Origin of the sequence: Burkholderia sp. 9775_39, from assembly GCF_015712225.1 — a bacterium.
GTDB lineage: Bacteria > Pseudomonadota > Gammaproteobacteria > Burkholderiales > Burkholderiaceae > Burkholderia > Burkholderia cenocepacia.
On record NZ_JACCQC010000004.1, the window covers coordinates 72,588 to 84,417 of the forward strand.

Sequence of the window (11,830 nt, forward strand, 5' to 3'; positions counted from 1 at the left end):
CTGCAGCACGTCATCCGGCCCGCATTGCGTGCCCCGCTGCGGCGTCAAACTGAGATAATCGGGCATCCGATTTTTTTCAGAACGACTCTGCCGCCAGCATGGCCCGAACCCAAGCCGAACCGCCAGCCAGCCAGCCCGACGCGCGCGCCGCGTGGCTGCGCGACCAACTCGAGCGGGCGAACTACGCCTATTACGTGCTCGACCAGCCGGATCTGCCCGACGCCGAATACGACCGGCTGTTCCGTGAGCTGCAGCAGCTCGAAACCGACCATCCCGAACTCGTGACGCCCGATTCGCCGACGCAGCGCGTCGGCGGCGAAGCGGCCGGCGGCTTCACGCCGGTCGTCCACGATGCGCCGATGCTGTCGCTGAACAACGGCTTCGCCGACGAGGACATCGTCGCGTTCGACAAGCGCGTCGCCGATGCGCTCGCCAAGGCGACCGATCTCGCCGGCTCGGTGACCGACCCCGTGGAATACGCGTGCGAACTGAAGTTCGACGGCCTGGCGATTTCGCTGCGCTACGAGCACGGCGTGTTCGTGCAGGCCGCGACGCGCGGCGACGGGACGACGGGCGAGGACGTGACCGAGAACGTGCGCACGATCCGCTCGATTCCGCTGAAACTGAAGGGCAAGCACGTGCCGGCCGTGCTCGACGTGCGCGGCGAGGTGCTGATGTTCAAGCGCGATTTCGCACGCCTGAACGAACGCCAGCGCGCGGCCGAGCAGCGCGAATTCGCGAACCCGCGCAACGCGGCGGCCGGCAGCCTGCGCCAGCTCGACTCGAAGATCACCGCGCAGCGGCCGCTGTCGTTCTTCGCGTACGGGATCGGCGTGCTCGACGGGATGCCGATGCCCGACACGCACAGCGCGCTGCTCGACTGGTACGAGGCGTTCGGCCTGCCGGTGAACCGCGAGCGCGCGGTCGTGCACGGCGCCGAAGGTTTGCTCGACTTCTTCCGCAAGGTCGGCGAGAAGCGCGAGTCGCTGCCATACGACATCGACGGCGTCGTCTACAAGGTCAACCGGCGCGACGAGCAGGAGCGGCTCGGCTTCGTGTCGCGTGCGCCGCGCTTCGCGCTCGCGCACAAGTTCCCCGCGCAGGAAGCGCTGACGAAGCTCGTCGCGATCGACGTGCAGGTCGGCCGCACCGGCGCGATCACGCCGGTCGCGCGCCTCGAGCCGGTGTTCGTCGGCGGGGCGACCGTGACCAACGCGACGCTGCACAACGAGGACGAAGTGCGCCGCAAGGACATCCGGATCGGCGACACCGTGATCGTGCGCCGCGCGGGCGACGTGATTCCGGAAGTGGTCGGCGCGCTGCTCGACCGGCGCCCGGCAGACGCGGCCGAATTCGTGATGCCGACCGAATGCCCGGTGTGCGGCTCGAAGATCGAGCGCCTGCCGGACGAGGCGATCGCGCGCTGCACCGGCGGGCTGTTCTGCCCGGCGCAGCGCAAGCAGGCGCTGTGGCATTTCGCGCAACGCCGCGCGCTCGACATCGACGGTCTCGGCGAGAAGATCATCGATCAGCTCGTCGAACTGAATCTGGTGCGCACGCCGGCCGACCTGTTCAATCTCGGGTTCGCGACGCTGGCCGAACTCGACCGGTTCGCGGAGAAGTCCGCGCAGAATCTGCTCGATTCGCTCGAGAAGGCGAAGCACACGACGCTCGCGCGCTTCATCTACGGGCTCGGCATCCGCCATGTCGGCGAATCGACCGCGAAGGATCTCGCGAAGCATTTCGGCTCTCTGACGCCGATCATGGACGCGTCGATCGAGGAACTGCTCGAAGTGAACGACGTCGGACCGATCGTCGCCGAGTCGATTCACCAGTTCTTCGCGGAAGAGCACAACCGGACGGTGATCGAGCAGTTGCGCGCGCCGGGCAAGGTCACGTGGCCGGAAGGGCCGCCCGCGCCGAAAGCGCCGCAGGGCGTGCTCGCCGGCAAGACGGTCGTGCTGACCGGCACGCTGCCGAATCTGACGCGCGATGCGGCGAAGGAAATGCTCGAAGCGGCGGGCGCCAAGGTGGCCGGCTCGGTATCGAAGAAGACGGATTACGTGGTCGCGGGCGCCGAAGCCGGCAGCAAGCTCGCGAAGGCCGAGGAACTCGGCATCCCCGTGCTGGACGAAGACGGTCTGCACCAACTCCTGGAGGGTAATACGCCATGATTCGCGAGATCCTGAAGATGGGCGATCCGCGCCTGCTCGAAGTCGCCCAACCGGTCGAGCGGTTCGATACACCCGAGCTGCACGAGATCGTCGCGGACATGTTCGAGACGATGCACCACGCGAACGGCGCCGGGCTGGCCGCGCCGCAGATCGGCATCGGGGTGCAGATCATCATCTTCGGCTTCGGCAACAACAACCGCTACCCGGATGCGCCGCCGGTGCCCGAAACCGTGCTGATCAACCCGAAGATCGAGTACATGCCGCCGGACATGGAAGAGGGCTGGGAAGGTTGCCTGTCGGTGCCGGGGATGCGCGGCGTCGTCAGCCGCTACGCGAAGGTGCGCTACAGCGGCTTCGACCAGTTCGGCCAGAAGATCGATCGTGTCGCCGAGGGGTTCCACGCGCGCGTGGTCCAGCACGAATACGATCACCTGATCGGCAAGCTGTATCCGATGCGGATCACCGATTTCACGCGCTTCGGCTTCACCGAGGTGCTGTTCCCGGGGCTCGATCCGGCCGACGACGACTGATCGGCCCGTTTCCGGCAGACAAGAAAAAAGCCCGCTCGAGCGGGCTTTTTCATTGGATGGCGTACCGGGTGCCTGCGGTCAGAACGTCTCGTCGGCCGACAGGTAGCGCCATTGGCCCTGCGGCAGCGCGCCGAGCATCACGCGGCCCATCCGCACGCGCTTGAGGCCGATCACGTCGAGGCCGACCAGTTCGCACATGCGGCGGATCTGGCGCTTCTTGCCTTCGCGCAGTACGAAGCGCAGCTGCTCGCCGTTCTGCCAGCTCACCATCGCGGGCTTCAGCGCGACGCCGTCGAGTTCGAGGCCGTGGCGCAGCTTCGCGAGCGATTCCGCCGGAAAGTGCTGGTCGATGTCGATCAGTCGTTCGCCGAAGCGCACGCGCACCAGGTATTCCTTGTCGATGTCCGACTGCTCGCCGATCAGTTGCTTCGCGATCACGCCGTTCTGCGTCAGCACCAGCAGGCCGGTGGAGTCGATGTCGAGACGGCCGGCCGGCGCAAGCGCATGCAGGTGTTGCGGCGAGAAGCGCACCGGCGAATGATCGCCGCTCCAGCGGTTCGCGCGCGTGATCAGCACGGCCGCCGGCTCGTAGCCGTCTTCCGCCTGGCCCGACACGTAGCCGACCGGCTTGTGCAGCAGGATCGTCACTTGCGCGGCCTGCGCGGCGCTCGCACGCTCGTCGATCTCGATCTTCTGGTCGGCGCGGACCTTGGTGCCGAGCGTGTCGATGCGTTCGCCGTCGACGAGCACCCAGCCCTTTTCGATCCATTCGTCGGCTTCGCGGCGCGAGCACATGCCGAGCTCGGACATCCGCTTCGACAGGCGCATCAGGCCCGTTTCGTCGCCGTAGTCGACGTCGGCCGTCGCGCGCTTGACGGGTTGCGCGGTCTTCACCGCGCCGAACGAACGGCGGTCGCCGTCGCGCGCCGGGCGGGCGGGGCGGTCGCCGAAGCTGCGCTTCGCGCCTTCGCTGGCGGCCTTGTCGCGGTAGGACGGACGCTTGCTGTCGTCGGCGCCTGCTGCGCGGCGCGGACGTGCGTCGTCATCACGGCGCGGCGGGCGATCGGACGACGTGCGGCGGTCGCCGAAGCCGCGCTTCGCGCCTTCGCCGGCGGCCTTGTCGCGGTACGACGGGCGCTTGCTGTCGTCACCACCCGCTGCACGGCGCGGACGCGTATCGTCGTCGCTGCGGCGCGGCGGGCGATCGGACGACGTACGGCGGTCGCCATAGCTGCGCTTCGCGCCTTCGCCGGTGGCTTTGTCGCGGTACGACGGGCGCTTGCTGTCGTCACCGCCTGCTGCGCGGCGCGGACGTGCGTCGTCATCACGGCGCGGCGGGCGATCCGACGACGTACGGCGGTCGCCATAGCTGCGCTTCGCGCCTTCGCTGGCGGCCTTGTCGCGGTAGGACGGACGCTTGCTGTCGTCGGCGCCCGCTGCGCGGCGCGGACGTGCGTCGTCATCACGGCGCGGCGGTCGATCGGAAGACGTGCGACGCTCGCCGAAGCCGCGCTTCGCGCCTTCACCGGATGCGTTGTCGCGATAGGACGGGCGCTTGCCTTCGTCGCCACCCGCGCGACGCGGACGCGCATCGTCATCGTGGCGCGGCGGGCGATCCGACGACGTGCGACGGTCGCCGAAACTGCGCTTCGCGCCTTCACCGGCTGCATTGTCGCGGTACGGCGCGCGCGTGCCGCGCTCGGCACCGCCGTCACGCGGCGCGCGCTTGGCCGGCGCGCGATCCGCGCCCGGGCGTTCGGCGCCGGCGGCGCCGCGCGGCTTGAACGAGCGCTCGCCGGTGGCGGCGGCCGCGGGCGCCTTCTTCGGGCGGGCCGGCTTGTCGCCTGCGGGCGGCGCGGCGGGACGCACCGCCTTGCGGGCGACGAGGCTGCCGGAGCGGACAGGGGCGCGAGTCGGCGACGCCGGCTTCGGATTCTTGACGGTTAATTTGGTGCGCATAAACGCTGGGATTCATTCAGACTGCGATCGCACGCAGCAATTCGGTTTCGAGCTGGATCTGCAGGCGGTTATCGGACAGGCCGGCACCCGCGAGCAGGAAGATGTCTTCGACGCGCTCGCCGAGCGTATTGATCCGCGCCGCATGGACGCCGATCCGATGTTCGGCGAGGACGCGCGCGATCGAATAGAGAAGGCCCGGCCGGTCGTTGGCCGACACGGACAGGATGTAGTACTGACCGCGCTCGTCGGCCCGCAGGTCGACGCGCGGCGTGATCGGAAACGTCCGGGACAGCCTCGACAGGCGGCCCTTCGACGGTTCCGGCAGCGGGGCGGTTTCGGCGAGCCGCGCCGCGAGCTGCTGCTCGACGAGGTTCGCGATGTCGCGGTAGCGCACGTCGCGCTCGGTCTGCGTGACGATGAAGTTGTCGAGCGCATACCCGTGCCGCGTCGTGCTGACGCGCGCATCGAGCACCGACAGCCCGTTGCGGTCGAAATACGCGCAGATGCCCGCGAACAGGTCGGGGCGGTCCTTCACGTACACGAGCACCTGCAGCGCGTCGCCGATCGGCGACGGTCGCGCGCGGACGATCGCGGTTTCGGCGTTCACGTGCCGGTACAGCACACGCGTCTGCCATGCGATGTCGGCCGCGTCGTGACGCAGGAAGAAGCCGACGTCGAGCTGATCCCACAACGCGCGGTGCGCATCGTCGGGCACGGTTTCCAGGCGCAGCAGCGCGAGCGCCTGCTCCTGTCTCGACTTCAGCTCCGAATGCGCGTCGGGGTTCGCGCCGCCGAGCACCGCGAGCGTGATGCGGTACAGATCCTCGAGCAGCTTGCCCTTCCACGTGTTCCACACCTTCGGGCTCGTGCCGCGGATATCGGCGACGGTCAGCAGGTAGAGCGCGGTGAGATACCGCTCGTTGCCGACGACCTCGGCGAAGCGCTTGATGACTTCGGGGTCGCTCGTGTCCTGTTTCTGCGCGACCTGGCTCATCGTCAGGTGATGCTGGACGAGCCACACGATCAGCGCCGCGTCGTCGCCGGCGATGCCGTGCTCGCGGCAGAAGCGCCGCGCGTCGGCCATCCCGAGCGTCGAGTGGTCGCCGCCGCGGCCCTTCGCGATGTCGTGGAACAGTGCCGCGACATACAGCACCCACGGGCGCTCGAAGTTGCCGATCAGCTGGCTGCAGAACGGGTATTCGTGCGCATGCTCGGCTACCGCGAAGCGGCGGATGTTGCGCAGCACCATCAGGATGTGCTGGTCGACCGTGTACACGTGGTACAGGTCGTGCTGCATCTGCCCGACGATGCGGCGGAAATTCAGCAGGTAGCGGCCGAGCACGCTCGTCTGGTTCATCAGCCGGAACGCGTGCGTGATGCCTTCGGGCTGCTGCAGGATCCGCATGAACGTGTCGCGGTTGCGCGGATCGCGGCGCCACGCGTTGTTCATGATCTCGCGCGAGTTGTACAGCGCGCGCAGCGTGCGGGCGGACAGGCCTTTCACGCCGCGCGTCGTTTCGTACAGCAGGAAGGCTTCGAGGATCGCGTCGGGATGGCGCTCGAACACGCCGTCGTCGACGATCTCGAGCATCCCCTGTTTCTCGACGAAGCGATCGGCCGACAGCACGCGCGTGATGCCGCTCGTCGCGGGGAACAACTGCGCCTCGATGTTCTGGATCAGGATCGTCGCGAGCTGCGTGACCGCTTTCGCGGCCCAGTAGTAGCGACGCATCAGCTGCTCGCTCGCCCGCTTGGCCTGCGTCGGCTGGTAGCCGAAGCTTTCGGCGGCCTGCGTCTGGAGGTCGAACACGAGCATGTCCTGGCGACGCCCGGCGATCACGTGCAGCCGCGCACGCAGCGTCTTCAGGAACCCTTCGTTGCGGCGCAGCTCGCGCGCTTCGCGGTCGGTGATCAGGCCGCGCGTGTCGAGTTCGCGCCAGCTGCTGCCGAAGCCGGCCGCGCGCGCGATCCACAGGATCGTCTGCAGGTCGCGCAGCCCGCCCGGGCTTTCCTTCACGTTCGGTTCGAGGCTGTACGGCGTGTCCTGGAACTTCGCGTGGCGCTGGCGCATCTCCAGCACCTTCGCGGTGAAGAACGCGCGGGCGTCGAGCGCTTCGTGGTAGCGCACGGTGAAGCGCTCGAACAGCGCGGTGCTGCCGACGATGCGGCGCGCTTCCAGCAGCGAGGTCTGCACCGTGACGTCCTGCGACGCCTCCTCGATGCACTGCGCGACCGTGCGCACGCTGCTGCCGATCTCGAGGCCGAGATCCCACGCCATGCCGATGAAGCGCTCGATGCGCGCGTCGAGCGCCGCGTCGTGCGCATCCGGCAGCAGCACGAGGATGTCGACGTCGGAATAGGGTGCGAGCTCGCCGCGCCCGTACCCGCCGACGGCGACGAGCGCGAGCGTCGCGGGCAGTCCGCAGTCGTCCCACACGCGTTTCAATGCATCGTCGGTGAGTTTCGACAGCGCGTGCATCAGCGACGCGACGTTCGCCGCGCGGCGAAAGCGCTCGAGCATCTCCGTCTTGGCGGCCTTGAATTCGGCGCGCCGCGACAGCGCTTCGGGCGAGGGGGCAGCGTGAGCGCTCATGGGCGGCCGTTCAGGTGCGAAAGTGGGGCGGGCGGGGCGCGACGGCGCTCAGACGGCGGCGGCCGGCTGTGCGAACACCGGGCGCGCCGGCGTGCCGGCAGACACGGTCAGCACTTCGTAGCCGGTTTCGGTGACGAGCACCGTGTGCTCCCACTGCGCGGACAGGCTGCGGTCGCGGGTCTTGACCGTCCACTGGTCGGGCATCGTGCGGATGTCGCGCTTGCCGGCGTTGATCATCGGCTCGATCGTGAAGATCATCCCGGCCTTCAGTTCGATGCCGGTGCCCGGACGGCCGTAGTGGACGACCTGCGGATCCTCGTGGAACACCGTGCCGATGCCGTGGCCGCAATATTCGCGCACGACGCTGTAGCCCTGCGCCTCCGCGTGCTTCTGGATCGCATGGCCGATGTCGCCGAGATGCGCGCCGGGCTTGACCTGGTCGATGCCGAGCCACATGCATTCGTAGGTGGTCTGCACGAGGCGCTTCGCGAGGATCGAGCCCTCGCCGACGATGAACATCCGGCTGGTGTCGCCGAAATAGCCGTTCTTGATCACGGTGATGTCGATGTTCAGCGCGTCGCCGTTCTTGAGCACCTTCTCGCCGGGAATGCCGTGGCAGATCACGTCGTTGACCGAAATGCAGGTGGCCTTCGGGTACGGCGGATAGCCGGGCGGCTGGTAGTTCAGCGGCGCGGGGATCGTGCCTTGCTCGTTGAGCATGAACTCGTGGCAGAGGCGGTCGAGTTCGGCGGTCGTGACGCCCGCGACGACGTGCGGCGTGATGAAGTCGAGCACTTCGCTCGCGAGACGGCAGGCGACGCGCATCTCCGCGATATCGTGTTCGTTTTTGAGCGTAATAGCCATCGAGGTATGCCTGGAATGCGGTGAATTGACGGATTATCGCACCTTATGGCGGGCCTCGCAGCCCCTGCGGGCCGCGCGGATGCGGGTTTTCGCGGATTGCCCGGCCCGCTGCCGCGCGGCAAGCGAAAGTGCCGAGCGACTTGAGAGCGGACAAATCCGCGTGCTATACTCTTTGGCTAAGTCGATATCCAAATGCCGAATTTGCCCCAAGTTGGGGCGGCATCGCGGTGAAAGGCTTACGGCACGGGCGTTTTGCGCGTGCCGAATCGCAAGCCGGCGCAACCAGGGTGCCGTCCGTGCGGAATTCACGCCTTCGTGGCGGGTTCGCGCGGCGGTACGGCAGCCGGCTTAAGACCCAACCCTCGTGGAGAATTTACATGGCAGTTACGATGCGCCAAATGCTGGAAGCGGGTGTCCACTTCGGTCACCAGACGCGCTTCTGGAACCCGAAGATGGCTCCGTTCATTTTCGGTCACCGCAACAAGATTCACATCATCAACCTCGAAAAGACGCTGCCGATGTTCACGGACGCACAGAAGTACGTGCGCCAGCTGGCAGCGAACCGCGGCACGATCCTGTTCGTCGGCACGAAGCGCCAGTCGCGTGACACGATCGCCCAGGAAGCGCAACGTGCGGGCATGCCGTACGTCAACGCACGCTGGCTCGGCGGCATGATGACCAACTTCAAGACGCTGAAGGTGTCGATCAAGCGCCTGAAGGACATGGAAGCGGCAGTCGAGGCGGGCGAGCTCGAGAAGATGAGCAAGAAGGAAGCGCTGCTGTTCGAACGCGAAATCGCCAAGCTGCAGAAGTCGATCGGCGGCGTGAAGGACATGGGCGGCATTCCGGACGCGATCTTCGTCGTCGACGTCGGCTACCACAAGATCGCCGTCACGGAAGCGAACAAGCTGGGCGTGCCGGTCATCGCCGTGGTCGATACGAACCACTCGCCGGAAGGTGTGGATTACGTGATCCCGGGTAACGACGACTCGAGCAAGGCAGTCGCGCTGTACGCCGAAGGCGTGGCCGACGCGATCCTCGAAGGCCGTGCGAACGCGGTCAACGAAGTGGTCCAGGCCGCACGCGGCGACGACGAGTACGTCGAGGAAAACGCGTAACTGGCCCCGAGCCGGCGCAAAAAGGGGGCTCTCAACAGGCCCCCTTTTTTTAAGCTTGTGCGCCGGACCTGATCGCGCCGAATCGGCGCGGGTCCGGAAACGAATCTCGGCCGTTCGCGTCCAAGCGGGCGGCGTTGTGAATACAGACTCAAGGAGCGAATGATGGCGGCAATTACCGCAAGCATGGTGGCAGAACTGCGCGCGAAGACCGACGCACCGATGATGGAGTGCAAGAAGGCGCTGACGGAAGCCGACGGCGATCTGGCCAAGGCTGAAGAACTGCTGCGCGTCAAGCTCGGCAACAAGGCGAGCAAGGCCGCATCGCGCGTGACGGCTGAAGGCGTCGTCGCCTCGTTCGTCGGCGGCAACGCGGGCGCGCTGGTCGAGCTGAACTGCGAAACCGACTTCGTCGCGAAGAACGACGACTTCCTCGCATTCTCGAAGACGGTCGCGGAACTCGTCGCGACGCAGAACCCGGCCGACGTGGCCGCGCTGTCGGCGCTGCCGCTCGACGGCTCGACGGTCGACGCAGTCCGCCTCGCGCTGATCGGCAAGATCGGCGAGAACGTGTCGATCCGTCGTTTCGTCCGTTTCGAAACCGCGAACAAGATCGCGACGTACCTGCACGGCGCGCGTATCGGCGTGATCGTCGAGTACACGGGCGCTGACGAGCAGGTCGGCAAGGACGTCGCGATGCACATCGCGGCGATGAAGCCGGTCGCGCTGTCGTCGGCCGACGTGCCGGCGGAACTGATCGAGACGGAACGCCGCGTGGCCGAGCAGAAGGCCGCGGAATCGGGCAAGCCTGCCGAAATCGTCGCGAAGATGGTCGACGGTAGCGTCCAGAAGTACCTGAAGGAAGTGTCGCTGCTGAACCAGACGTTCGTGAAGAACGACAAGCAGACGATCGAGCAGATGCTGAAGGCAGCGAATGCGGCGGTGCAGAAGTTCGCGCTGTTCGTCGTCGGCGAAGGCATCGAGAAGCGCCAGGACGACTTCGCCGCCGAAGTGGCCGCGCAAGTCGCAGCAGCAAAGCAGCAGTAAGCAGTCAGGCAGTATCCGCGGCGGGCGTCCGCTCCGCCGCGGCCGGCGGCGTCGCCGGCCGGCCGGGAACCCCGGTCCGGTCGGCGGCGCTTGCCCGAATCAGTATTTCGCCCCTACAGTTCGTGGTTGTCATCCTCTCGTCGCTCGGAAGCCCCTATGTCCAATGCCTATAAACGCGTCCTCCTCAAACTCTCCGGCGAAGCGCTGATGGGCGACGATGCCTTCGGCATCAATCGCGCGACGATCGAACGGATGGTGGCCGATATCGCCGAAGTCGTGCGTCTCGGCACGCAGCTCGCGGTCGTGATCGGTGGCGGTAATATTTTCCGCGGTGTCGCGGGCGGCGCGGCCGGCATGGACCGCGCGACGGCCGACTACATGGGGATGCTGGCGACGATGATGAACGCATTGGCGCTGCAGGACGCGATGCGCCACGCGGGCATCGAGGCGCGCGTGCAGTCCGCGCTGCGCATGGACCAGGTCGTCGAGCCGTACATCCGGCCCCGCGCGATCCGTCAGCTCGAGGAAGGCCGCGTCGTGATCTTCGCGGCCGGCACCGGCAACCCGTTCTTCACGACGGATACCGCCGCCGCGCTGCGCGGCTCGGAAGTGGGCGCCGAAGTCGTGCTGAAGGCGACCAAGGTCGATGGCGTATATTCTGCCGATCCGAAGAAGGATCCGTCGGCCACGCGCTACACGACGATCAGCTTCGACGAGGCGATCAGCCGCAACCTGCAGGTGATGGACGCGACGGCGTTTGCGCTGTGCCGCGACCAGAAGCTGCCGATTCGCGTGTTTTCGATCAACAAGCCGGGCGCGCTCAAGCGCATCGTGCTGGGCGAGGACGAAGGTACGCTCGTCCACGTGTAAACTCCCGCGGATGCGGGCGACCGGCGCGGGTTGCCGGCCGCGGCGCGCGACATGCGCCGGGCGGGGCCCGCGTTCTTTGAAGGTTTGAAGGTTCGGAGGTTGAAATGAGTGTCGCTGATGTGAAGAAGGGCGTCGAGCAAAAGATGCAGCGCTCGATCGAAGCGTTCAAGAACGATCTGGCCAAGATCCGTACGGGCCGTGCGCACACCGGTCTGCTCGATCACGTGCAGGTCGACTACTACGGCTCGATGGTGCCGATCTCGCAGGTCGCGAACCTGACGCTCGTCGACGCGCGCACGATCGGCGTGCAGCCGTGGGAAAAGAACATGGTCGCGAAGGTCGAGAAGGCCATCCGCGAAGCCGATCTGGGCCTGAACCCGGCAACGGCCGGCGACCTGATCCGCGTGCCGATGCCCGCGCTGACGGAAGAGCGCCGCCGCGAGCTGACCAAGGTCGTGAAGAGCGAAGGCGAAACGGCCAAGGTCGCGATCCGCAACCTGCGCCGCGACGCGAACGAAGCGCTGAAGAAGCTCGTGAAGGACAAGGAAATCTCGGAAGACGACGAGCGCCGTGCGAGCGACGACGTGCAGAAGCTGACCGACAAGCACGTTGCCGAAGTCGACAAGCTCGTGCAGACCAAGGAAGCCGAGATCATGACGGTCTGACGACCGTCCTCGC

The 11,830-nt window shown here is 66.9% G+C and carries 9 protein-coding genes; 6 read left to right on the forward strand and 3 right to left on the reverse strand.

The features are described 5' to 3' along the window. Nucleotides 1-98: 98 nt before the first annotated feature. Both ligA and def read left to right on the forward strand, forming a co-directional pair. Nucleotides 99-2,174, forward strand: a complete 2,076-nt coding sequence (ligA, locus tag H0X90_RS07115) for an NAD-dependent DNA ligase LigA (RefSeq protein ID WP_059720680.1) — start codon at nt 99-101, stop codon at nt 2,172-2,174. Then, nucleotides 2,171-2,704 (forward strand): peptide deformylase, encoded by a 534-nt coding sequence (gene def, locus H0X90_RS07120; RefSeq protein ID WP_069353284.1) that lies wholly within the window; start codon nt 2,171-2,173, stop codon nt 2,702-2,704. Before ligA ends, def begins: the two co-directional genes overlap by 4 nt. Nucleotides 2,705-2,782: 78 nt before the next feature. Here def and H0X90_RS07125 read toward each other — a convergent pair whose 3' ends face one another. From H0X90_RS07125 to map, 3 genes are read right to left on the reverse strand one after another with little or no spacing between them, the layout of a single operon-like run. After that, nucleotides 2,783-4,663 carry a pseudouridine synthase gene (locus H0X90_RS07125; protein ID WP_077190685.1) on the reverse strand — a complete coding sequence of 627 codons (1,881 nt, stop codon included), beginning with the start codon at nt 4,661-4,663 and terminating at the stop codon, nt 2,783-2,785. Between the two features lie 16 nt (nt 4,664-4,679). Further along, complete coding sequence (locus H0X90_RS07130; protein ID WP_006483828.1) at nt 4,680-7,256, reverse strand: [protein-PII] uridylyltransferase; 2,577 nt, start codon at nt 7,254-7,256, stop codon at nt 4,680-4,682. A gap of 48 nt (nt 7,257-7,304) precedes the next feature. Beyond that, nucleotides 7,305-8,120 carry a type I methionyl aminopeptidase gene (map, locus tag H0X90_RS07135; protein WP_006483813.1) on the reverse strand — a complete coding sequence of 272 codons (816 nt, stop codon included), beginning with the start codon at nt 8,118-8,120 and terminating at the stop codon, nt 7,305-7,307. A 377-nt stretch (nt 8,121-8,497) separates the two neighbouring features. On the opposite strand from map, the gene rpsB reads away from it, so the two are divergent. The 4 genes from rpsB (at nt 8,498) to frr (ending at nt 11,817) form a co-directional block, all read left to right on the forward strand. Beyond that, entirely contained in the window at nt 8,498-9,238 is a 741-nt protein-coding gene (gene rpsB / locus H0X90_RS07140) for a 30S ribosomal protein S2 (RefSeq protein ID WP_006483818.1), read from the forward strand. A 162-nt stretch (nt 9,239-9,400) separates the two neighbouring features. Next, entirely contained in the window at nt 9,401-10,282 is an 882-nt protein-coding gene (tsf, locus tag H0X90_RS07145; protein ID WP_006483826.1) for a translation elongation factor Ts, read from the forward strand. A gap of 156 nt (nt 10,283-10,438) precedes the next feature. Next, nucleotides 10,439-11,152 carry a UMP kinase gene (gene pyrH, locus H0X90_RS07150; protein ID WP_006402648.1) on the forward strand — a complete coding sequence of 238 codons (714 nt, stop codon included), beginning with the start codon at nt 10,439-10,441 and terminating at the stop codon, nt 11,150-11,152. Between the two features lie 104 nt (nt 11,153-11,256). Beyond that, nucleotides 11,257-11,817 carry a ribosome recycling factor gene (frr, locus tag H0X90_RS07155; RefSeq protein ID WP_006483822.1) on the forward strand — a complete coding sequence of 187 codons (561 nt, stop codon included), beginning with the start codon at nt 11,257-11,259 and terminating at the stop codon, nt 11,815-11,817. Nucleotides 11,818-11,830 lie beyond the last annotated feature (13 nt).